Origin of the sequence: Streptomyces rhizosphaerihabitans, assembly GCF_025399795.1 — a bacterium.
GTDB lineage: Bacteria > Actinomycetota > Actinomycetes > Streptomycetales > Streptomycetaceae > Streptomyces > Streptomyces rhizosphaerihabitans.
Genome location: NZ_JAODTZ010000023.1, coordinates 26,382 through 48,948, shown reverse-complemented (window position 1 = coordinate 48,948; position 22,567 = coordinate 26,382). Strand labels below are relative to the sequence as shown.

Annotated in this window: 18 protein-coding genes and 2 pseudogenes; 7 read left to right on the top strand and 13 right to left on the bottom strand. The window is 71.2% G+C overall.

All coding sequences use genetic code 11. The features are described 5' to 3' along the window. Positions 1 to 47 precede the first annotated feature (47 nt). A complete protein-coding gene (locus N4G66_RS23000) occupies positions 48 to 719 on the top strand; it encodes a VOC family protein (protein ID WP_261706053.1) in 672 nt (223 codons plus the stop codon). Positions 720 to 758: 39 nt separating this feature from the next. Here N4G66_RS23000 and N4G66_RS22995 read toward each other — a convergent pair. Continuing rightward, positions 759 to 875: pseudogene (locus N4G66_RS22995) on the bottom strand (helix-turn-helix domain-containing protein); the annotation flags it as partial. Between the two features lie 254 nt (positions 876 to 1,129). Here N4G66_RS22995 and N4G66_RS22990 point away from each other — a divergent pair. Further along, positions 1,130 to 1,462, top strand: a complete 333-nt coding sequence (locus N4G66_RS22990) for a putative quinol monooxygenase (protein WP_261706052.1) — start codon at positions 1,130 to 1,132, stop codon at positions 1,460 to 1,462. Positions 1,463 to 1,619: 157 nt separating this feature from the next. Here the strand turns inward: N4G66_RS22990 and N4G66_RS22985 are convergent. The 9 genes and pseudogenes from N4G66_RS22985 to N4G66_RS22945 all read right to left on the bottom strand — a co-directional run bounded on the left by N4G66_RS22985 (position 1,620) and on the right by N4G66_RS22945 (position 13,067). Beyond that, a pseudogene (locus N4G66_RS22985) lies at positions 1,620 to 4,705 on the bottom strand (BTAD domain-containing putative transcriptional regulator). 523 nt (positions 4,706 to 5,228) lie between these two features. Continuing rightward, positions 5,229 to 5,612 carry a DUF2267 domain-containing protein gene (locus tag N4G66_RS22980; RefSeq protein ID WP_261706050.1) on the bottom strand — a complete coding sequence of 128 codons (384 nt, stop codon included), beginning with the start codon at positions 5,610 to 5,612 and terminating at the stop codon, positions 5,229 to 5,231. Between the two features lie 179 nt (positions 5,613 to 5,791). After that, complete coding sequence (locus tag N4G66_RS22975; RefSeq protein WP_261706049.1) at positions 5,792 to 6,370, bottom strand: ester cyclase; 579 nt, start codon at positions 6,368 to 6,370, stop codon at positions 5,792 to 5,794. A gap of 61 nt (positions 6,371 to 6,431) precedes the next feature. Further along, positions 6,432 to 7,463, bottom strand: coding sequence for a medium chain dehydrogenase/reductase family protein (locus tag N4G66_RS22970; RefSeq protein ID WP_261706048.1), 1,032 nt, complete (start codon positions 7,461 to 7,463; stop codon positions 6,432 to 6,434). Between the two features lie 176 nt (positions 7,464 to 7,639). Then, positions 7,640 to 8,107, bottom strand: a complete 468-nt coding sequence (locus N4G66_RS22965) for a DUF5990 family protein (protein WP_261706047.1) — start codon at positions 8,105 to 8,107, stop codon at positions 7,640 to 7,642. Between the two features lie 193 nt (positions 8,108 to 8,300). Beyond that, positions 8,301 to 9,941 carry a phosphoglucomutase (alpha-D-glucose-1,6-bisphosphate-dependent) gene (gene pgm, locus N4G66_RS22960; protein WP_261706046.1) on the bottom strand — a complete coding sequence of 547 codons (1,641 nt, stop codon included), beginning with the start codon at positions 9,939 to 9,941 and terminating at the stop codon, positions 8,301 to 8,303. A gap of 270 nt (positions 9,942 to 10,211) precedes the next feature. Then, a complete protein-coding gene (locus N4G66_RS22955) occupies positions 10,212 to 11,207 on the bottom strand; it encodes an MASE1 domain-containing protein (protein ID WP_261706045.1) in 996 nt (331 codons plus the stop codon). Positions 11,208 to 11,431: 224 nt separating this feature from the next. Further along, positions 11,432 to 12,262 carry a PP2C family protein-serine/threonine phosphatase gene (locus N4G66_RS22950; protein ID WP_261706044.1) on the bottom strand — a complete coding sequence of 277 codons (831 nt, stop codon included), beginning with the start codon at positions 12,260 to 12,262 and terminating at the stop codon, positions 11,432 to 11,434. Positions 12,263 to 12,488: 226 nt separating this feature from the next. After that, on the bottom strand, positions 12,489 to 13,067 hold the full coding sequence (locus tag N4G66_RS22945; RefSeq protein ID WP_261706043.1) for a TetR/AcrR family transcriptional regulator: 579 nt from the start codon (positions 13,065 to 13,067) through the stop codon (positions 12,489 to 12,491). A 123-nt stretch (positions 13,068 to 13,190) separates the two neighbouring features. Between N4G66_RS22945 and N4G66_RS22940 the strand changes: the two genes are divergently transcribed. Then, a complete protein-coding gene (locus N4G66_RS22940) occupies positions 13,191 to 14,219 on the top strand; it encodes an NAD-dependent epimerase/dehydratase family protein (protein WP_261706042.1) in 1,029 nt (342 codons plus the stop codon). 167 nt (positions 14,220 to 14,386) lie between these two features. On the opposite strand, the gene N4G66_RS22935 is transcribed toward N4G66_RS22940, so the two are convergent. From N4G66_RS22935 to N4G66_RS22925, 3 genes are all read right to left on the bottom strand, one after another. Next, a complete protein-coding gene (locus N4G66_RS22935; protein ID WP_261706041.1) occupies positions 14,387 to 16,534 on the bottom strand; it encodes an MMPL family transporter in 2,148 nt (715 codons plus the stop codon). A gap of 251 nt (positions 16,535 to 16,785) precedes the next feature. After that, on the bottom strand, positions 16,786 to 17,553 hold the full coding sequence (locus N4G66_RS22930) for a DUF2993 domain-containing protein (protein WP_261706040.1): 768 nt from the start codon (positions 17,551 to 17,553) through the stop codon (positions 16,786 to 16,788). Then, entirely contained in the window at positions 17,550 to 18,170 is a 621-nt protein-coding gene (locus tag N4G66_RS22925) for a TetR/AcrR family transcriptional regulator (protein ID WP_261706039.1), read from the bottom strand. Before N4G66_RS22925 ends, N4G66_RS22930 begins: the two co-directional genes overlap by 4 nt. Before the next feature lie 239 nt (positions 18,171 to 18,409). Here N4G66_RS22925 and N4G66_RS22920 point away from each other — a divergent pair, with 239 nt between their 5' ends. The 4 genes from N4G66_RS22920 (at position 18,410) to N4G66_RS22905 (ending at position 22,434) form a co-directional block, all read left to right on the top strand. Then, positions 18,410 to 19,345, top strand: coding sequence for an ABC transporter ATP-binding protein (locus N4G66_RS22920; RefSeq protein WP_261706038.1), 936 nt, complete (start codon positions 18,410 to 18,412; stop codon positions 19,343 to 19,345). After that, a complete protein-coding gene (locus tag N4G66_RS22915) occupies positions 19,342 to 20,190 on the top strand; it encodes an ABC transporter permease (protein ID WP_261706037.1) in 849 nt (282 codons plus the stop codon). The genes N4G66_RS22920 and N4G66_RS22915 overlap by 4 nt, the downstream gene beginning before the upstream one ends. 211 nt (positions 20,191 to 20,401) lie before the next feature. After that, a complete protein-coding gene (locus N4G66_RS22910; protein ID WP_261706036.1) occupies positions 20,402 to 21,760 on the top strand; it encodes a sensor histidine kinase in 1,359 nt (452 codons plus the stop codon). Further along, positions 21,757 to 22,434: a response regulator gene (locus N4G66_RS22905; RefSeq protein ID WP_261706035.1), complete on the top strand. Its 678-nt coding sequence runs from the start codon at positions 21,757 to 21,759 to the stop codon at positions 22,432 to 22,434. Before N4G66_RS22910 ends, N4G66_RS22905 begins: the two co-directional genes overlap by 4 nt. Positions 22,435 to 22,567 lie beyond the last annotated feature (133 nt).

Here is a 22,567-nt window from a genome sequence, read left to right as displayed (position 1 = left end):
GCCTTGTTTGTTTCGTGGCGCGGGAGACGGCCTGGAAGCATGGGCCCATGGACAAGGCCGGCAACCGCGAGATTCTCGAAGCGATCGCGCAGGAGTCGAACGACTGGCGCAAGCTCGCTCAACTCCTCGCCGCCCGCTACCGGACAGCCGATACGGGCTCGGGGGCCGCGTTCGTGAGCGCCATCGCGCAGGCATCGGTCGTCGCCGGACATGACGTACCGGACATCAGGCTGGGGCCCGGTCTCATCGACGTGAGCCTGTTCAGCGTCGACGAGACCGGCGCCCGCTGGGTCACCCCGAAAGACTCTGAGCCGGCCCGCGTCATCACGAGGCTGGCCCACGAGCACGGGCTGACGGCTGCACCTGAAGAGGTGGCACAGCTGGAGATCGCCCTCGACACCGCTGACGACACGGCGGCAGGCCCCTTTTGGGCAGCGCTGCTCACGGGAAACGCCGGCAACACGGTGTACGACACGGTCTTCGACCCGGCGAACCGTGCCCCCAGCGTGTGGTTCCAGCGGACCGATGCCCACAAGACCCCGCGCCAGCGCCGGCACATGGATCTCTGGCTGGCCCCCGAGGCGGCGGGGCCGCGCATTCGGGCCGCCGTCGCCGCCGGGGGCACAGTGGTCGACGATTCCCACTCCCCGTCGTACACGGTGCTCGCCGACCCGGAGGGAAACAGAGTCTGTGTCTGCACGGCGGTCGACCGCGATTAGAAGGGTCACCGCCGCACGGGGTCCTCGCGGGCTCCGTCCTCAGCGCGGGCGACAACCGAGGAGATCCCCCGGCCGGCACTCCAATACCTCGCAGAACCGCGTCAGCGTGGTGAACCGCACTGCTCGCGCCCGGCCGTTCTTCAGGATCGACAGGTTCTGGTGATGCCGACACGCATGACCCGGGCGAAGGACGAGGCCGCCGAGGCCGAGGCCGAGGCCGGTGAGTATCGCCATGCAGGGAGCGTCCCCGCGTGCGCGCCTCCGGGTCCGGGCCCGGATCGCGGGAGGGAGGGGTTGCCGGCGGACGCGACGCACCTGCTCGCGGAGGTCCCCCGGTCGGCCTACGGGGCCGTGGTGTTCAACTGCCGCGGACGGCACAGAATGGCTCAATACCCATCTGAGGAGCCTTCATGATCTTCATTACCGTCAAGTTCCGTGTCCGCCCCGAAGACGCCGAGAAGTGGCCGGAGATCACCGCCGACTTCACCGCCGCCACCCGCGCCGAGCCCGGCTGTCTCTGGTTCGACTGGTCCCGGAGCCTCGACGACCCGACGGAGTACGTCCTGGTCGAGGCCTTCCGGGACGACGAGGCCGGAGCGTCCCACGTCCAGTCCGCGCACTTCAGGGCCGCCCAGCAGACCCTGCCCCGCCACCTGCTCGCGACACCGCGCATCGTGAACATGAAGATCCCCCAGGACGACTGGTCCCTCCTGGGCGAGATGGTCGTCGAGGAGCAGTCGTAGAGGCTGACGGACGCCGGAACGGGCGCCGGACGCCTCACGTCCTCGTGCGGTCCTCGCTCACACCCCGGCCGGGAAGCGGGGATCGTCGTCGACGAAGCCCGCGCTCGGCCGACGAACGCCGGTACGTGGTCGTGCGGCGGGGAACGGGTGGTGAGCATCACCCGTCGTCGGCGATCCGGCGCACCGCTTCCTCGTACCGTGCGCGGTAGTCCGCCCTCGGGTTCACCCGCAGCAGCGCCGCCAGTGCCTTTACGGCGCCCTCGTCGTAACCGGCGCGTTCGGCCTCCCCGGCGGCCCGGTCCAGCAGCAGGATTCCGTCACTGTCCGCGCCGAGCGCCAGTTGGGCCTCGCCGCAGACGGTCAGCAGCAGCGCGCGGCGCGCCGCCTCCTCGTGCTCGGGGCCGAGATCGAGTGCCGTACGAGCCGAGCGGAGCGCCTCTCGGGGCTGGTCCGCGGTGAGTTGGATGCGGGCCAGATGCTGGAGTGCGAGCATCTCGGTGTGCGCGTCGGCTTCCTCCCGGGCCAGCGCGATGGCCCGGGTGCAGTTCTCCAGTCCGGCCCCGAGGTCGCCCTGCGCGGCTTCGACGACCGCGAGGTTGATCAGCGCGGTCGCCTCGCCGAGCCGGTCGCCCGCCTGCCGGGCGAGGGGTGGCGAGAGTTCCAGCAGAGCGAGGGCTTCGGTCGGCCGGCCTTCCTCGCCCAGCACCCAGCCGAGCAGCGTGAGCACGCGTGACTGGGCGTACGGGTCGCGCTCTGCGCGCGCGCATTCCAGCGCGATGTTCAGCAGCGGTACCCAGCTGTCCCGTACCCGCCACACCACTTGGGGCCACTGGAGCAGGATGATGCGCCAGGCACGGTCGTCGAGCCCGGCGGCCCGGGCCGCGACGACGGCCAGGGCCAGGTCTTCGCGTTCGGTGGCCAGCCAGTGCATGGCGGCCGCCCGGTCGGTGAAGTCCCGTACGGCGGCGGGGCGATGGAAGCCGTCCGGCAGGGTGAAGCAGGGCTCGCCTCCCGGCTGCGCGGTGTCCGCGGCGGCGAGCGCGGTGGCGATGTAGTGGTCGAGGACGCCGATGAGGGCTTCGCGTCCGGATCCGGGATCCAGGGTACGGGCGTAGAGGCGTACCAGATCGTGGAGTTCCCATCGGCCGGGTGCCGTCTCGGTCACCAGGTGGGCGGCGGCGAGGCGTTCCAGCGCCGCGGCGGCGACGAGCGGGTTCGTGTCGGCCAGGGCCGCGGCGGTGAAGGGGTCGAAGTGCGAGCCGGGATGGTGGCCGAGCCGGGTGAACTGGTGCAGGGCGTCGGGCGGCAGTTGCTGCACGGTCAGTCGTAGGGCCGCGGAGACACTGGTGTCGTCCACGTCGAGGTAGGTCAGCCGGCTCTGTTCGTCGGCGAGTTCGTCCGCGAGGTCGGCGAGTGTCCGCTGCGGGCGTCCGGCCAGCCGTGCCGCGGTGACGCGCAGGGCGAGGGGCAGTCCGCCGCACAGTTCGGCGAGTCTGCGCGCCGCCATCGGTTCGGCCAGAACCCTGTCCGTGCCGAGCACGCCGGCCAACAGGGCGGTGCCGTCCTGGGGTTCGAGGCTGTCCAGCGGGACGGCACTGGCCGCCTCGGAGGCGACCAGGCCGTCCAGCCGGTGCCGACTGGTGACCAGGGTGACGCAGTCGGCGCCACCCGGAAGAAGCGCGCGGACCGTGGCGGAGTCGCGGGCGTTGTCGAGGATGACGAGGATACGGCGCCGGTGGGTCAGGGAACGGAAGAGCGCGGCCGCGGCCGACGCCGATTCGGGCACGCGGCGCGGGGGCACGCCGAGCGCGGGCAGGAACTCACGGAGGACTTCGGTGAGGGCGGTCTCGCCGGTGTCGCTGAAGCCGCGCAGATCGGCGAAGAGCCGTCCGTCCGGGAACATGCCGGCGTTCCGGTGGGCCCAGTGCACGGCGAGGGCGGTCTTGCCCACCCCCGGCAGCCCGGTGACCAGGCAGACGGGTGCCTCGGCCGCGGCGGCCCGGGTGAGCGCGGCCAGTTCGGCCTCCCGTCCGTGGAATCCCCGCGGTGCCCGCGGCAGCAGATCCGTGGGGTACGGCAGTCCGACCAGGGGCGGGAGGGCAACAGGCCCGGATCGGGTGGGCGTTGCGGCGGAGGCCTCGTCGATACGGGCTTCGGGCCCCGTCAGAGGAAGGCCGTTCGCCGAGAGGTCCGCGCGGTCGGCGGGCGAGGTGACCGGATACGGACCGCAAGGCCCTGGCTGGTGTCTTTGCCCTTGGTCCCCTGCTCCTTGCTCCAGGGACCCCTGCTCCACGGACCGTTGTCGTACGGGTCCCTGTTGCACGGGTCCCTGTTGTACGGACCCTTGCTGTGCAGACCTTTGCTGTACGGGTACGGGTACGGGTACGGGTACGGGCTCGGGCTCGGGCTCGGGCTCGGTGCCCTGTCGGCCGACTCCGTCGCGTATTTCCTTGGGGGGTGCGGTGACCGGGTCCGTCGGAGTGTCCGGTCCGCCCTGCTGGAGGGGGTCGCCCCGCAGGATCAGCGCGTACGCCTGGGCGAGTTCGCGCCCCGGGTCGACACCGAGTTCGTCGACGAGCAGCCGTCTGGTGCGGTGGAACCAGGCCAGCGCCTCCGACTGGCGTCCGGCCCGGTACAGCGCGGTCATCAGGGAAGCCGCCAACGGCTCCCGCATGGGGTGGACGACCGCTTCCCTGCGCAGGGCGGCCGCGGCGCGGTCATGCTCCCCCAACACGGTGTAGGCGCTGGCCAGTTGCTCGACGGCCGCCAGCCGTGATTCCTCCAGCGAGTGCGCGGCCGCCTGGAGCGGCGGGCCCGGGAACGCGCCCGCGAGGGCCGGCCCCTGCCACAGGGACAGGGCATCCTTGAGCATCAGCACGGCGTCGTGCGCGTCCTGCTGCTCCCTGGCCAGCGCGAGCAGCTCCTCGAACCGCTGGGAATCCAGCAGGGTTTCGGGTGACCGCAGGGCGTACGCGTCGCCGAGTGTGGCCAGTTCGACCCCGTAGGCGGCGGCGTCCGCACCGGCCAGCAGGGCGCGGAGTTGCGACACATGTCCCTGGATGACGCTACGGGCGTGCAGCGGCGGCGCGTCCTCCCACAGGCAGTCCGTCAGACGAGAGACGGGTACGGGTGTGTTGACCGACAGCAGCAGCGCGGCGAGCAGGCTGCGGCGTTTGGCCGGGCGAGGGGCAACGGTCCCACGTGGGTGTCGACGGACACCGTGCCGAGCAGCCGGAACTCCACAGGTGCGATCCCTTCCAGGTGGGGGCACCCGAGGTCGGAGACGAGGAGGAAAGCTGAAGGATATCCGGGGTGCGGCGCGAGGCCGACGGGGTGCAACGGTGTCCGGCCACAAACAGCGAGGGCGGCCCCGCGCTCAGTGACCGCACGGCGCAAGGGAGTTACGGGCGTGCGCGCCGCGAACGGCAGCCCACCGTGGGAGGCCCGGCACGAAAGCGGCCCGGCACGAGAGGCCAGGACACGAGCAGGCCGAGACATGCGGCGGCTCGTCCAGGGTGCCCGTGGACGGCCGGGCACGTCCGCGGACCAGGGCCGACATGCCGACAGCCCGGCACACACTGTGCCGGGACTGCCGGGTTGGGGGCCGCCGGCCGCCCTGCCCGCGACGCGAACCCTTGCTGCCAGGAGACGGCGGGATGAAACGCGCTGTGCAGTGCCGCGGGGCTGTCCGCCTCGAACGGGGACCTCGGCCGGACGCGGGTACCGAACGCGCTGGATCACGTCCCCGCGAGAAGGTGCCGGCGAGTCAGCCGACGAATTCCTCGACCGGGTTGGAGAACTCGGCTCCGAGCTGGGACATCATGTTGCCGAACTCCTTCTCGCTGATCGCCTCGCGCAGCGTCACGAGCACGGCGCGGACGCCGCTGTCGGCCTCGTCCTTCTTGAGCATGTTGCGTTCGGCGACACGCCGTACGGTCTCGTCGTAGCCGAAGACCTCGATGGCCGAGGTGGCACCTCGCTGAACGGCTTCGGCCAGGCCTTCCGGCAGCTCCAGCGCCAAGGCCCGGTCCTTGCTCCCGCTCAGCCGGTGGGCAAGCGTCTCCAGCGTGGCCCGTGTCAGATCGGCCGACTCCTGTCGCGACAGGCCCGTGCGCTCCGACACCGCTTGGATGAATTCCCTCTCCTCCACGCGCTGTCTCCTTTTCTGCCTCGTCGGTCCGACGGCTCGGCGGTCTGAGGGCCTGGCGCCCGAAGTCCTGATGATCTCGCGGCCACGCGGCCCTGAAACCACACTGACACGCGGCCGCCGGGCCCGCGCGGGCAAGCCGTGGCGGCCCGTTCACGAGCACAGCGGAACGGAGGCGTGGTTCAGATGACTTTGAGCTGGGTGAGGAGCTGCAGGGTGTCGGAATTGACCCAGTACTCGACGAACCTGCCGTCGCGGATGCGGAGGGTGTCGGTGCCGGTGAAGGCGACCTCGGTGCCGGGCGCGGCCTTGGCTCCGGGGAAGCCGCCGGCGTAGGTGCCGGTGGCCGTCCACCGCACGGACGCGTGCCGACCGTCCACCAAGGGAGCGACCTGTATCGCGAAGCGCAGGTCCGGGAACGCGGCACGGGTTTGTCCGATCCAGGCCACGAGGCCGTCGACGCCCCGGATGGCACTGCCGTCACCGCCGTCGAGGAGGGCGGCGTGGACACGGAAGTCGGCCGAGATGATGCCCGGGGCCTGGGTGTAGTCACCGTTCCAGAGGCGCAGCCACGCGTCGAGCATCGCCTTCGGCTTCCGGGCGGTCCCGTGACGGCCTGCGCCGGAGGCCGCCCGAGCGGACGAGCCGGTCGTCGAGGTGTCCGCGGCGGCCGTCGTGGCGGTGAGCCCGAGGGCGGCCGGCGCCGCGAGGACGAGCAGGAGCGCCCGGCGGCGCGGGGCGGTGACGTGGATGTCGGTCATGGCAGGTCCTCGCGTTTCGGAGAAGAGGCAAGAGCTGCGGTCAGGGGGTTGCGCCATGGACCTACGGATTCAGGACGACCTTTCCGGCGACCGTGCCGGACTCGGCCAGCCGCAGGGCCTCGGCGACATGGGTCAGCGGCAGCTGGGCGGCGATGCGGGCGGTGACCTCACCGCGCTGGAGGGCGGTGAAGACCTGCGTGAGGTCGGCGCGCAGCCGGGCCCGGAAACGGTTCTTGGACAGGGCCCGGCCCGCCCAGACGTTGAAGAAGTACGCGTGACGGCCGTTCGGCAGGGTGTTCCACATCCACACCCGGCCGAGGAGCTTGAGTACGGGCCCCTGCTTGGAGCCCGTGTCGTCCTGGGTGGAGGCGCTGCCGTAGGCGACGAGCGTGCCGCCGGGGGCGAGCAGGTGCCAGGAGTCGACGGCGCTACGGCCTCCGACGTGGTCGAAGACGGCGTCGACGCCGCCGGGGGCGAGTTCCCGCACGCGTGCCGGGACGTCCTCGGTGCGATAGTCGACGGGGGTGACGCCCTGTGCCCGCAGGGCGTCGTGATGGCGTGCGGAGGCCGTACCGATCACCTTTGCGCCCGCCGCGTGCGCGAGCTGGACCAGGACCGATCCGACGCCGCCGTTGGCGCCGTGCACCAGGATGGTCTGTCCGGCCCGGACCCGCGCCTTGCGGTGCAGCATCTGCCAGGCGGTGATGCCGTTGACGACCACGGTCTCCGCCTCCGCCGCCCCGACCCCCTCGGGCACCGGCACCGTGTCCGCCGCCTCCACGCGCACATGGGTGGCCCAGCCGCCGACCTTGACGAGAGCGGCCACCCGGGTGCCCGCCAGCCCCGGGTCGACGCCCTGACCCGTGGTGAGGATCGTGCCGACCAGGTCGTAGCCGGGGACGAAGGGGAACGGCGGCTGGTCGTAGTACCGCCCGCGGCGCATCTGCTGCTCGGCGAAGGAGACGCCGGTCGCCTCCATCCGGATCACGACCTGGCCGGGGCCGGCGACAGGGACGGCGCCGTGCCGGATCTCCAGCCCTTCCGGCTCCACCTTGCCCGGCAGGACGACCTCGACGAGCCCTTCGGCGTTCATGACTACCTCCACTGCGCTCTGCGCGAGTTATCAACTATCGCTTTCGTTAGAAGTTATAACTAGCAGGCGTGAACGTCAAGAGCTTTCGTTATAGGTTCTAACTGTGACGGCATCGATGTGTCGGGACGAGCACGTCATCGGGCGAGCGCGTCATCGCCTCAGCGGTGGGGCGGTGGCTACGCGGCGGGTTCGGCGGTCCACTCGATCTCCGGCGGCACGACGCGGGCGCACCGCGGGTTGCCGCACTCGTCGGTCAGACCCAGACGCCCGACGAGGAGACCCTCGCGCGCCGCCGCGGCGAGTACGTCGGAGGGGACGGCGTCGAGCATGAGCTTGGCGCGGCGGAACATGCTGAAGACGCCCGCCTCGTCGACGGTGCCCCACGACAGATAGATGAACCGGTGGCCCAGCCGGTCCTGCACATAGGGACCCTTCACCTCGACACCCGCCGGCGAGGGTGCCGCGGTGCATTCGAGGGTCCAGGTCGCGGACGCGCCGTCGCCCGGCTGGGGATCGAGCAGTTCGGCCGGGCGGTCGCGGCGTTGCACAGCCACGTGGATGTTGTCGTACGCCGAGACGGTGCGGCCCTCGGGGGCCGGGCACGTGAGGCCGGGCAGGTCGACGGCGTCGATACGGATGCGCATGCGGCCATCATGCCGCCCAGCCGCACGGCGGCGAGATCCATGAGACGTGCCGCATGCAGCGAACACCGGGCCGCACACGCCGAACGCCGCGCCGCGCACCGAACAACGCGCACCTCGGCACCGAACACCGCGCGCCCGCCCCCGAGGGGTGCCGGCGCCGGGTCACGGGGACCACGGCGCCGGTGGCGTGGTCTCAGCCGGACAGTGCCGCCGAGACCACCGCCTTCGCCTCGTCCTGCACCTGGCGGAGGTGGTCGGTTCCGCGGAACGACTCCGCGTAGATCTTGTAGACGTCCTCGGTACCCGACGGCCGGGCCGCGAACCAGGCGTTCTCGGTGGTCACCTTGATCCCGCCGATCGGCGCTCCGTTGCCCGGGGCCTCGGTGAGGACCGCGGTGACCGCTTCCCCGGCGAGGGTGTCCGTGGTGATCTGGGCGGGCGAGAGCTTGGCGAGGAGGGCCTTCTCGTCGCGGGACGCCGGGGCGTCGATACGCTCGTAGGCGGGCTCGCCGAAGCGCTCGGTGAGCCCGGCGTAGTGCTCGGAGGGCGTCTTTCCGGTGACTCCCGTGATCTCGGAGGCGAGGAGGGCCAGGATGATGCCGTCCTTGTCGGTGGTCCAGACCGAGCCGTCGCGGCGCAGGAAGGACGCGCCCGCCGACTCCTCCCCGCCGAATCCGATCGAGCCGTCGACCAGTCCGTCCACGAACCACTTGAATCCGACGGGCACCTCGACCAGCTGACGGCCGAGGTCGGCGGCGACCCGGTCGATCATTCCCGACGACACCAGGGTCTTGCCGATCCCGGTGTCCGCGGGCCACCGCTCCCGGTGGGAGTAGAGGTAGGCGATGGCGGCGGCGAGGTAGTGGTTGGGGTTCATGAGTCCGCCGTCCGGCGTGACGATCCCGTGGCGGTCGGCGTCGGCGTCGTTGCCCGTGGAGATCTGGAAACGGTCGCGCCGCTCGATGAGTGAGGCCATCGCGTAGGGCGACGAGCAGTCCATCCGGATCTTGCCGTCCCAGTCCAGCGTCATGAACCGCCAGGTGGGGTCGGTGAGCGGGTTGACCACGGTCAGGTCGAGCGCGTGCTGCTCGGCGATGCGCCCCCAGTAGGCGACCGAGGCCCCGCCGAGGGGGTCGGCGCCGATGCGGACGCCGGCAGCGCGGATCGCGTCCAGATCCAGCACCTGTGGCAGATCTGCCACATAGGTGCCGAGGAAGTCGTAGCGGCGGGTGCCGGGGGCGGCGAGCGCCCTGGCGTAGGGGACGCGCCGTACGTCCTTGAGGCCGTCCCTGATGAGTTCGTTGGCCCGGTCCTGGATCCAGGAGGTCGCCTCGGAGCCCGCCGGGCCACCGTTCGGGGGGTTGTACTTGAAGCCGCCGTCGGCCGGCGGATTGTGGGAGGGGGTGACCACCACGCCGTCCGCGAGGCCCGAGGACCGTCCGCGGTTGTGGGTGAGGATGGCGTGCGAGACCGCCGGAGTGGGCGTGTAGCCGTCCGCGCTGTCGAGGAGCACCGTCACGTCGTTGGCCGCGAACACCTCCAGGGCTGTGACCTTCGCGGGCTCCGAGAGCGCGTGGCTGTCGGCCCCCAGGAAGAGCGGGCCGTCGATGCCCTGGCCGTCGCGGTACTCGCAGATGGCCTGGCTCGTCGCGGCGATGTGGTCCTCGTTGAAGGCGGTCGCCAGTGACGAACCGCGGTGTCCGGACGTACCGAAGGAGACGCGCTGGCCGGGTTCGGCCGGGTCGGGGTGGAGCGCGTAGTACGCGGTGACCAACCGGGCTACGTCGACGAGGTCCTCGGGGCCGGCCGTACGGCCCGCTCGCTCGTGCTGCATGTGCCCGCACCTCCACATCGGTGGTTCTTCGCTTGGTGGTCTCATCTTTCCCCACCGGGCTCCGCGGCGGCACGGCAGCCGTCGCGACGGCTCAAAGCGGCGATGGCCGAAGGCAACGCCGGGCCGCAGCCCTACGGGAGAGCGGCCGGGCACCTGCAGGAGACGGCGGCAGCAGCGGCGGCAGCAGCAGCGGCAGCAGCAGCGGCAGCAGCGGCAAAGAAGCGGGCGGCCCGGGACGACTGAGATCCTCGCCTCGCCCCTCCCCCGCCGTCAGTGCCGGCCGTCCTCGTCCGGGGGAGGCGGTCTGGGCGTGGGATTCCCGGCGGTCAGGTGTTCCAGCACCTGCACCAGCTCCTGGCAGGCCAGTTCCACGGAACGTCGGGTGTTGCGCTGTTCGGTGATCACGGCGGACAGGAGGAGCGCTGTCAGGGCCATGGTTCCGTTGAAGGCCTGCAGCTTGACCATGATCGCGGTATGGCTCAACTGGTAGAACGGGCCGACCTCTTCCGTGGCCGCGACGGTGGCCATGACGGAGGCGAAGAGGGCGCACACCAGACTGCCCGGGAGCTCGAAACGCAGCGCCGCCCAGATCAGCAGCGGATAGACGAGGAACAGCAGACTGATGGAACTGCGCGTGGCGAGCGGCACCATGAAGCAGACCGCGGCCAGCAGCAGGGCGGCCTCCTTCCACCGTGTCAGGCGCAGCGGCGGGCGGACGGCGTACAGCATCAGGAGCACCGGGGTGACGATCAGGACGCCCATCGCGTCACCCACCCACCACGCCAGCCAGACCGCCCAGAAGCCCTCCAGGGCGAGTTTGCCGGTGAGCACAAGCAGGCCGACATCCACCGTCGCACTGATCATCATGCTGCCCAGGGCCGCCAGGAACACCAGGGCGAGGCCATCACGCAAACGGCTGAGATCGGTGCGGAAGCGCACTCCGCGCAGCAGGAGGTAGGCGCAGATCGGGGCGATGGTGTTGCCCGCGACGATGCCTATCGCGGAGGGCTGGAACGAGGAGAACGAGGAGAGGGACAGGACGACCAGGAGGGCCCCGATCGCGATACCGAGCCACGATCTGATCCCCAGGAGCAGCAGGGCGGCGACGGCGACTCCGGTGGGTGGCCAGATGGGTGTGAACACCGCTCCCTCGACGGAGAGCCGCCGCAGGAGTCCCAGCCGCCCTGCTCCGTAGTAGCAGGCGGCGATCACCAGCGTCTGAAGAGCGACGACGGCCGGTCGGCGCAGCTCGTGTGTAGCCACCACAGAGCCATCAGACACCGCCGGGGCCCTGTCGGCGAGGCGAGCGGCATCCGGTCCTGGGGCCGGATGGGCAGCCCCCGGGACCGAACGGTGGTGGCGCCCCGAGGTCGAACGGTCGTGGCGCCCCGAGGGCCGGGCGGTAGTGGCCTCCCCCGAGGGCCGGACACTCGTGGCCTCGTCAAGAGCCGGGCGGTCGTGGCCTCCCCCAAGGCCGGACATTCGTGGCCCTATGGCCGGACGGTGGGCGCGCCGTGGCCGACCACGAGTACGGCCGCGTCGTCCTCGTGTCCCACGCGCTCGGCGCCCCTGATCACCGCGGCGGCCAGCGAACCGGCCGACAGGCCCGCGACGGCGGCGATTCCGGCGAGCCGTACGACCTGGTCGAGCCCCTCGTCGACGGTCATCGAAGGGCCCTCGACCACCCCGTCGGTCAGCAGGACGAAGACTCCGCCGGTGGTGAGCCGGTGCCGGGTCACCGGGTACTGCATCCCCGCCTCGATGCCGAGCGGCGGTCCGCCTTCGTCCTCGGTGATGCCGGACTTCCCGTCCGCCGTCGCCCAGACGCAGGGTATGTGCCCGGCCCGCGCGCTCTCCATCACGCCGGTGGCCGGGTCGAGCCGCATGAACGTGCAGGTCGCGAAGAGGTCGGTGCCGATGGACAGGATGAGGTCGTTGGTCCGGGCGAGGAGCTCGCCCGGGTCGCTCGTGACGGAGGCCAGCGCCCGCAGGCCGACCCTTACCTGCCCCATGAACGCGGCGGCCTCGATGTTGTGACCCTGCACGTCCCCTATGGACAGGCCGATGCAATCGTCGGGCAGCTTGAAGGCGTCGTACCAGTCCCCGCCCACGTTGAGGCCGTAGCAGGCGGGCGCGTACTGGACGGCCACATCGAATCCTGGGGCCGACGGCATGTCCCGGGGAAGCATGCCGCGTTGCAGCGCGATGGCCAGTTCGACCTGCGAGCGCTGGAACTCCGCGCGTTCACGCGCCTGGGCGGTCAGCGACCCGAGCCTGGCCAACAGCTCGTCGTCGTCGCCCGTAGGCGGCTTGCGGGACATCGACCACCCCGGGATAAAAGCCACACAATGAAAGAAATATTAAGGAAACATCTCTATCGGATGATAACGACCTGGGCGGCTGGACCTGACATCGGCGCATCCCGGCTGCGGCGAGCGGGGGACAGAGGTGACCGCGGGCTCGACCGGAGACGTCCGAGCCGTTCGGAGACGGGGACGGGGACAGCAACCGGGACCGGGGCGAGTACGGAGCAGGTAACGGGACCGGTCAAGCCGCCGGCCCGGAGCGCGGCCTGCGAAGGCCGTCGACGATCAGGTCGAGGATTCGCGCGGCACGGACGTCGCCTCCGCGCGCCGGATCGATCCTCCACAACACGCTGAGCTGCAGCAGGACGTCCTCGGGATCGAGACCGTCCTTGAGTGTGCCCTCGGCGGCTCCGGCGTCGAGCAGCACGGCGATGGCGCCGAGGAAGGGTTCGTAGTACTCGTCGTCGAGGCCGCGGTCGGTCGCGGCGTGGATGACCTCGGCAACGCCGTACTTGAGCCGGCCGTAGCGGGCGACCTCGTCGAACCACTGCCGCAGAGCCTGGAGCGGGGGGTGCGACTCCGCGAGCGCCGGCGCGAGATCGATGAGGTGCTGGATGTCGTGCCGGTACAGCTCGATGATGAGCGATTCCCGGTTCGGGAAGTGGCGGTAGAGCGTGCCGATGCCGACACCCGCCTTCTTGGCGATGGCGGTCAGCGACACACCGCCCGCCTCGGCCAGCGCTTCACGGGCCACGGCGAGGATCCGCTCCCGGTTGTCGAGCGCGTCCCTGCGGGTCGGCTTCGAGTGCTGCGCGTTCACAGGCAGTGGCCGTCCATCCCGTACGAATTGATAAACGGAGACCCCTCCGGTAGCTTCGAAACGTACCGGAGGGCCCTCCGTTTCATTCTCCCACATCATCATCCACACCGTGGAGGACACATCATGGCCGAGCTGGTTCTGGTCACCGGGGGCAGTGGCTACATCGCGGGATGGTGCGTCGCCGAGCTTCTGGAGCGGGGCTACGACGTACGCACCACCGTGCGTGACCCGCGGAAGGCGAAGGACGTCACCGATGCGGTGTCCACCGTCGTCGACCCGGCGGACCGGCTCTCCTTCGCCGTCGCCGACCTCACCGCCGACGAGGGCTGGGACACCGCACTGAAGGACGTCGATCACGTGCTGCACGTGGCGTCTCCGCTCGGCATGGCGGCCGGGAAGGATCCGGACGCGCTGATCGTCCCCGCACGCGACGGAGCCCTGCGGGTCCTGCGCGCGGCGACCTCGGCCGGCGTGAAACGCGTGGTGATGACGTCGGCGGCGAACGCGGCGAGCCCCTCGTCGTACGCCACGGAAGGCGTGACGGACGAGACGCTGTGGACGGATCCCGACGACCCGGCGCTGATCCCCTACCGGCGTTCGAAGACGCTCGCCGAGCGCGCGGCCTGGGACTTCATGGCCGACCACGACGGTCCGACCGAACTGACCACCGTGCTCCCCGGAGCCGTGTTCGGCCCGGTCCTCACGACACAGGGCATCGGGTCCGTCGGCATCGTCGCACGGATGCTCTCCGGAGAGATGAGCGGCATTCCGAGGATCGGGCTGGAGGTCGTGGACGTGCGTGATCTCGTCGACGCGCACATCCGGGCGATGACGTCCCCGGAGGCCGGTGGTCAACGCTTCCTCGCCACCGGGGAGTTCATCTGGATGGCGGAGATGGCTCGCATGCTGCGCGAGGAACTCGGCCCCGAGGGAAGCCGGGTGTCGATCCGCCAGGTCCCCGACTTCGCCGTACGCCTGCTGGCCCGGTTCAAGGACCCGTCGCTGCGCGAGATCACCCCGGCCCTCGGCCGACGCAACCGTCACAGCATCGAGAAAGCCCGTCGCCTCCTCGACTGGCAGCCGCGTCCCGCTCGCCGGACGGTGGTGGACTGCGCGAGAAGCCTGATCGCTCATGGAGCCGTCCGCGCCTGACCGGCCCCGGCCACCCCCACCCGCGTGAGCGCCGGCGGACCCGGACGCCAGGACAGCGGTGCCGGGACAGCGGTGCCGTGACACCGCTGCCTGCACACCTACTCCCGGACACCGATGGCAGGTTCGGAGCGGCCACCGGGAGCCGTCCCCGCCCGAGTTCACCGGAATCAGACAGTCGCGTGCGGCAGCCGGCCCTCCAGCCAGCGCGGCAGCCACCAGTTCGCCTGCCCCATGAGGAACATGAGGGACGGCACCAGGACCAGGCGTACGACGGTGGCATCGAGGACGACGCTGATGGCGAGGCCGAGCGCGAGCATCTTCACCACGACGGCCGGTGAGCCGGTGAAGGACAGGAACACGACCGTCATGATGAGCGCCGCGCAGGTGATGACCCGTCCGGTGAGCGAGAGACCGGTGCCGACCGCCCGCTCGTTGTCCCGGGTCGCGTGCCACTCCTCGGCGATGCGGGAGAGCAGGAAGATCTCGTAGTCCATCGAGAGCCCGAAGACGATGGCGAACATCATCATCGGGACGTACGACTCGATCGGTACGGGCTCGCTCATGCCGAGCAGGTCGTCGCCCCAGCCCCACTGGAAGACGGCGACCAGCACGCCGTACGACGCGCCGGTCGTGAGCAGGTTGAGGACGACCGCCTTGAGCGGGATCACCAGGCTGCGGAAAACGAGCGTCAGCAGCAGGAACGCGGCGACCAGCACGATGCCGATGATGAGGGGCAGCCGTTCGGTGACGGTGTCGCGGAACTCGAGCTGGCCCGCGGTGCTGCCGGTCAGACGGCCCGTCGCGCCGGTGCCCTTGAGGGTGTCGGGCAGGGCGGTGTCGGTGAGGGTGGCGAACAGGGCGCCCGTGTCGGCCGATTGGGGGCCCGTGGTGGGGACGACCGTGGTGACGAGGATCTTGCCGTCCGGGCTCGGCCGCGGTGGTGTCACGCGGGCGACGCCGTCCGTCCTCGTCAGACGGGTGAGCCGGTCCGCGACCTGGCCGACGGAGGCGGTCGCGTCGGCGAGGTCGACGACGAGGGTGAAGGGTCCGTTGACGCCCGGTCCGAATCCGGGACCGTCGGCTCCGGCTATCCAGTCGTAGGCGTCGCGGGTGGTGCTGCCCGCCGGATCCGCGCCGTCGTCGATGTGCCCGAGGCGCATCGAGAACAGCGGGATCGCGCAGAGGGCGACGAGGACGAATCCCGCGGTGAAGAACTTCCACGGGTGCCGGGCGACCAGGCGCGCGTAGCGGTGCCATCCGTCATGGTCCCCGGCGCTCTCGGCGACCGGTCGGCGGCGGACACGGAGTACGTCGATACGGCGGCCCACGAGCCCCATGGCAGCGGGCACCAGGGTGAGCGACGCGACGGCGGTGACGACCACCGCGATGGTGGCGGCCAGACCCAGCCGCCCGATCATGGTCAGACCGCAGGCGTACAGGCTGAGCAGGGCCACGGCCACGGTGCCGGCGGCGACCAGAACGGCCTTGCCGCTGACGGCTGTTGTGCGGCCGACCGCCGCTTCGGGATCGTGCCCGTCGATCAGGTACTGGCGGAACCGCGTGATCAGGAAGAGCGCGTAGTCGATGCCCACGCCCAGCCCGATCATCGTGGCCAGTGTGGGGGCCGAGGTGGCGAAAGTGAGGGTGCCGGCCACGATGCCGACCACGCCGAGGCCGACGCCGACGCCGATCAGCGCGGTGACCAGCGGCATGAGGGCCGCGGCGACGCTGCCGAAGGCGAGCAGCAGCACGATCAGCGCGGCGCTGATGCCGATGGCCTCGCTGGCGGCGTCGTTGGCGGGCGCGCGCACGATCTCGTGCAGGTCGCCGCCGTAGCCGACGCCGATCCCGGCGTCCCTGGCGGGGGCGGTCGCCTCGTCGAGCCGCTCGGTGTAGGCGTGTCCGAGGGACTTGAGCTTCCGGTCGAAGGACACCGCGGTGTACGCGGTCACGCCGTCGGAGCTGGTCACCGGTGCGGCGACGGCGGTGACATGGGGCAGCCGCTTCAGGCGGTCGAGCGTCGTCCGCAGCCCGGCGTCGTGGTCGGACACCTTCCCGGAGCCGACGTGGAACACGACCTTCCCGCTTGCCGCGCCCGCTGCCGGGTCGGACGTCTCCAGCAGGTCCGCGCCGATGCTCGTCTGGCTGCCGGGGAGGCTGACCTGGTCGCCGAAGGTCGCCCCGACCGCGTGCCGGCCCGCGAACGCCGCCGCCAGGACCAGCAGCCAGACGGCGATCACCCACACGGGGTGCCGGGCGCAGAAGGCGCCCGTGCGGTGCAGGACCGTCGGACGGGGGGCAGGGGGAAGGGACACTGCGCCTCCAAAAGAAGTGACAGGACTGCCACAACTTAACCGGGAAGATGGCAGGGCCGTCAATTGTCAGCCATGCCATTTCCCTTGGCTTCGGTCCCCGCCCGCGCCCTCACCCAGCCACCACCGGGCCCTTGCCGGCCCTCACCCCGCCGTCGCCCGGCCGTCACCCCGCCCCCCACCCCGCCCTCGCCCGGCCCTCACCGCGGTTCCGGACAGGGGCGCAGCACCCCGGGCGGAGGTCGTATCCACGGTCAGCTGTCGGCCTGCGCCCGGCCGGAAGCGCAGCCGGAAGCCGCCTTCGCCGTCCTCACCGCCGGCTCCGGACGGCCGGACGCCACCTTGAAGTCCAGGACGAGACCGTCGCTCCCGGCATGTGCGCCGACGAGCGTGGCCCCGTCCGGGAGCTTGTGGATGTCGATGGTGCGCGGCTTCAGCTTGTCGGCGAAGCCCGCGGCGCCCGGGAGCGCGGAGAGCGCCGACACGGGCACTTCACGACCGAGGATCTGGACGTCGGCGGGCGTGATGGTGAGGCTGTGGGCCGTGGTGGACAGGTTCGTCACCACCGTGACGGGCATACCGGTGCTGCCCGCCGCGCCCATGAGGGTGAGATGCGTACCGTCCGTGCCCGTCTTCAACCCGCTCGCGTCGGCGCCGCCCTGTGCGCCGACGGTCTCGTCCAGGGCGCCGTAGGCGATGGTGGCGGTGGCGGTTCCGCCGGAGGTGGCGCCGCCGGTCGACACGTCACGCAGGTGGACGTCGACGTCCATGTCGGTGCCCTGGCGGCGCACGCCTTCGGCGCTGACATGGACGCCACCGACCGTACCGGTGAGCGCCTCGAGTCCGGCCAGTGTGTCGTCGAGGTCGACCTGCACCCCCCTGGTGGCGCCGAGGCGGCACTCGGCCGCCTCCGCGACCCGGTTCCGCACCTTGCGCTCCACGACGAGGTCGGTGGCGGCGGCTCCCACGACGGCGGCGGTCAGGCATATCGCGGTGACGACGACGCGACGGCGATGGCTCACGAGGTGGTGGCTCCGATCATGGTCAGGAAGGTGAACGCCTGCGGGAGCAGGCGGTCGGGTTCCACGGGGACTTGGGCCGTACGGCGGTTGCGCAGGGTGCGCAGGACGGCGCGCGCGGCCGACAGCGCGCAGTTGGCGATCACGGCGGCCTGCAGGTCGGTGTCCGGAGCCCCCGCGGGGAGGCGCTCCAGGACGAGTTCGGTGAGGCGTTCCTCGAACTGCTGGAACTGCCGGGACAGCCCTTCGCGCGCCTGCTCGCGGATCTCGTCGAGCGGATGGGCCAGCGCGGTCAGGCTGCTGGCGGCGAAGTAGGACACCGCGTCGGTGATGGCACCGCAGGCCGCTTCGAGCGGGGTGTCGCTGTCCGGCCGGGCCAGAAAGGCTGCCTCTATGCGCGCGAAGAGCTCGATCCCGTCCGGGAGCAGCAGGGCTTCCTTGCTGTCGAAGTAGCGGAAGAAGGTCCGCTCCGACACGTTCGCCTCCGCGGCGATGTCGGCCACGGTCGTGTGCGCGAATCCGTGTTCGGCGAAGAGCCGCCCGGCGGCCTCGCGCAGCCCGCGCCGGGTCTCGTCCTTCTTCCGCTCGCGCAGACCGGGCTTCTCGGTTCTCTCTGGCATGGTGACACCCTCACCATTGGCGCCAGGTCTGTCAATTGTCAGCTCTGCCATTTTGGTGGCCGTCAGTGTCCACCGGTTCCCGGACCTGTCATCCGAGCGCCCGACCCGAGTGATACCGCGGTACTACGGGCCGCACGGCAACCCAGCTCTCAGGTGCCACGGATCCGGGGCGATGGTCTCCTAGCGTTGAGGGTGAGCAGTCAGGTGGGGGGCCTGCCCCCGAACGTAAGGGAACATCGATGATCGAGGCACATCAGCTGACGAAGCGGTACGGGGAGAAGACGGCGGTGGACCAGCTGGACTTCGTCGTGAAGCCCGGTACCGTCACCGGCTTCCTGGGCCCGAACGGCGCAGGCAAGTCCACGACCATGCGCATGATCGTCGGACTGGACGCGCCGTCCGGCGGCAGCGTCACGGTCAACGGCAAGCACTACGCCCAGCACACCGCCCCCCTCCAGGAAGTCGGCGCGCTGCTCGAGGCCAAGTCGATCCACCCGGGCAGGTCCGCCTTCGACCACCTCATGGCCCAGGCCTACACCCACGGCATTCCGCGCCGCCGGGTGGAGGAGGTCATCGAGCTGACCGGCCTCCAGACGGTGGCCAAGAAGCGCGCGGGCGCCTTCTCCCTCGGCATGGGCCAGCGCCTCGGCATCGCCGCGGCACTCCTCGGCGACCCGGCCACCATCATGCTCGACGAACCGGTCAACGGACTGGACCCCGAGGGCGTGCTGTGGATCCGCAACCTGCTCACCGGGCTCGCGGCGGACGGCCGTACGGTCTTCGTCTCCTCTCACCTGATGAGCGAGATGGCGCTGGTCGCCGACCACCTGATCGTCGTAGGACGTGGGCGTCTGCTGGCGGACACCACCGTGCGGGAGCTGATCCAGCAGGCCGGCGGTGACACCGTCACCGTCGCGACCGACCAGGCGGCCCGGCTGCGCGAGGTACTGGCCGGCCCCGGCGTCGAGATCACCGGTACGGCCGGATCCGAAGAGCTTCAGGTGACGGGTCTGACCCCGCGGGCGATCGGTCTCAAGGCCGCCGAGCACAGCATCCCGCTGTTCGAGCTCAGCTCCCGGACCGTCTCTCTCGAAGAGGCGTTCATGGATCTGACCCGCGACGCTGTCGAGTACCACGCCAGCGCCACCGTCGAGACCTCTGGGAGGGCGGCATGAGCACCGTCACCGTCACCGACAGTCCCGCGCCCGCACCGGTGCGGGCGGCACGCCCGACGTACAAGGTCACCGGACGCCGCGTACTGCGCTCCGAGTGGGCCAAGCTGTGGTCGCTGCGCTCCACCTGGATCACCCTCGGCCTCGGACTCCTGTTCCTCGTCGGGTTCGGCGTGATCGCCGCCGCGCACTACAAGTCCGAGCTGAACTCCGGCCGCCCCATGCACCGCGACGACGTCGCGGCCACCGCGCTCGGTCTCTCCGTGTTCGGCACGAACTTCGCGCAGCTGGCGCTCGGTGTCCTGGGCGTGCTGGTCACCGCGGGTGAGTACTCCACCGGCATGATCCGCTCCACGCTGGCCGCCGTGCCGCGCCGTCTGCCGGTGCTGTGGTCCAAGGCCGCGGTGTTCGGCCTGGTCGCCCTCGTCGTCGCCACCATCGGCGTCTTCGTCGCGTTCACGATCGACAGCGGCATCGTCTCCGGCACCCCCGCGGCCCTGACCATGTCCCACTCGGGCGTGGTCCGGAGCCTGCTGGGCGCGGGCCTCTACCTCGGTCTGGTCGGCGTGATCGGCACCGCCCTGGGCGCCCTGCTCCGCTCGGTCGCCGGTGGCATCTCGGTCCTGGTCGCCTCGCTGATGCTGGTGCCCGGCCTGATCTCGCTGCTGCCCAGCTCGTGGCAGGACAACATCAGCCCGTACCTGCCGAGCAGTGCGGGCGAGTCGATGTTCGCGCTGACCCACGACTCGACCGCCCTGTCGCCCACCGCCGGTCTCGTGGTCTTCCTCGGCTGGACCGTGCTCGCCCTGGCGGGTGCCGCCTACCGTCTCGTCCGCTCGGACGCCTGACAGACCGCGCACCGCGGATCGCGCATCGCGCCGCACGACCGGCACGGCACCCGACCGGATCACCCGGTCCGGTGTCGTGCCGTCCGGGTACCGGGCATCCCGCCCGACCTGCGCGGTGGCGCCCGTACGAGGACACGAGCAGGCACGTACGAGGACGCGGCCGGACCCACAATGGACAGGTGAGACCCATGAGCGCGGACCAGTGACTCCCATGGACATCGACGACACCGCCCTGCTCGAACCGGCGGACGACCGGCCCTTCGCCGAGGCCGACCTGCCGTGGAACCACCCGCTGGCCCGTGCGCTGTCCCGCCTCGGCCGTCGGCTCAAGCAGGGCGACCGCAAGCGTCCGTGGATCCTCGACGCGACGGTGACGGCTGTCGTGGCGCTGCTGTTCTGCGTGCCGGATCTGGTGCACGACGACGACGGCAGACACCATGGGTTCGACACCCAGTTCACCCACCTGCCCTGGCCGGGGACGCTGGCGCTGCAGGCCGGACTGGTGCTCCCGCTGCTGTGGCGGCGCAGAAGACCGTCTCTCGCCTTCGCCCTGATCACCGCGGTGTTCATCCTCCAGCTGGCCCTGGGCGTCTGGCTGCGCGCCGACATCGCCGTGCTGATCGCCCTCTACAGCCTGGTGCTGCACGGAGAGCTGCGACGGCTGCCGGCGGCCTGCGCGGTCACGGCCGGAGCGCTGGGGCTCGTCGCCGTACGCCTGCCGTCCGACGTGCATGTCCTGGACGCGCTGTTCTTCCTGTTCAGCACCATAACCGCGGCCGTCGCGCTCGGACTTGCGGTACGGATCCGGCGCGGTCAACTCGCCGTCCTGCGGGACCGCGCGACCCGGCTGGAGGTCGAACGCGACCAGCGCAGCAAGCTGGCCGCCGCCGCCGAGCGCACCCGCGTGGCCCGCGAGATGCACGACATCGTCGGTCACAACCTCTCCGTCATCATCACCCTCGCCGACGGCGGCGCGTACGCGAGCGACCTCGCGCCGGAACGCGGCAAGCAGGCCCTGCTGCTCATCGGTGACACCGGGCGGCAGGCGCTCGGCGAACTGCGCCGCATGCTCGGCGTCCTGCGCGAGCAGACCCGGACTCCCGCCACGCCCGAGCTGAGCCCCCAGCCGGGCATCGGGGACATCGACGGCCTGTGCGAGCGGATACGGGCCGCCGGCCCGCGCGTCGTCCACCGCAGCAGCGGCGAACTGGGCACCCTGGACCGCGGCGTCCAACTGGCCGTGTACCGCATCGTCCAGGAGGCCCTCACCAACGCCCTCAAGCACGGGGGCCCCGAGACACGCGTCGATCTCTTGGTGAGCGTCGAGGACACCCTGCTGCACATCGACGTCCACGACACCGGCCCGGCCACCGGCACCCCTCGCTCCCGGCCGCACGACGACGAAGGACACGGAATCCCCGGCATGAGAGAACGCGCGGCCCTCTACAACGGGACGGTCGTCGCGGGACCCGCCCCCGGCGGCGGATGGACCCTGCGGGCCACCCTCGACCTCACGCCGCCGGCCGGCACCGATCTCGCTCCGTCGGCCGCCGCGGGCGGTGCGGCGTGACCAGTGTGCTCATCGTCGACGACCAGCCGCTTCAGCGCCTCGGCTTTCGCATGCTCCTGGAGAGCACGCCGGACACCGATGTCGTCGGCGAGGCGTCCCACGGCGGCGACGCCGTCCGCAGGGCGGCCGAACTCCGCCCCGACGTGATCCTCATGGACGTACGGATGCCCGGCATGGACGGCATCGAGGCCACCCGTCGGGTCGTCGCGTCCGGCGGCCGCTCCCGCGTCCTCATCCTGACCACGTTCGACCTGGACGAATACGCCTACGCGGCCCTGCGCGCGGGAGCCAGCGGATTCCTCCTCAAGGACGCCCATCCGGAGGAACTGCTCGCCGGTATCCGCGCGGTCGCCGCGGGCGACGCGGTGATCGCCCCCGCCCTTACCCGCCGCCTCCTGGACGCCTACGCCCAGCACCTCCCCCGCGATTCCTCGACCGGGAAACCGCAGGACGACACCCGTGTACGCGCCCTCACCGAGCGGGAGTACGAGATCTTCGTCGCCATCGGCGAGGGCTGGAGCAACAGCGAGATCGCCGAACGTCTGGTCGTGGCGGAATCCACCGTCAAGACCCATGTCGGCCGCGTCCTGTCGAAGGTCGGAGCCCGCGACCGCGTCCAGGCGGTCATCCTCGCCTACGACCTCGGCGTCGTCCGCCCGAACCCACCCGACTGACTTCCCGAGGCCGTCGGGGGTTGCGCGCGTACTCCGCCTCGGCAGCCGGCGCAAAGCCTCCGCCGGCGGACGACCGGCCGGCGTGGCCGCGGTCGGTGACCGGGCGGAGGCGCATCCGAGGCGGGTGCTGCGC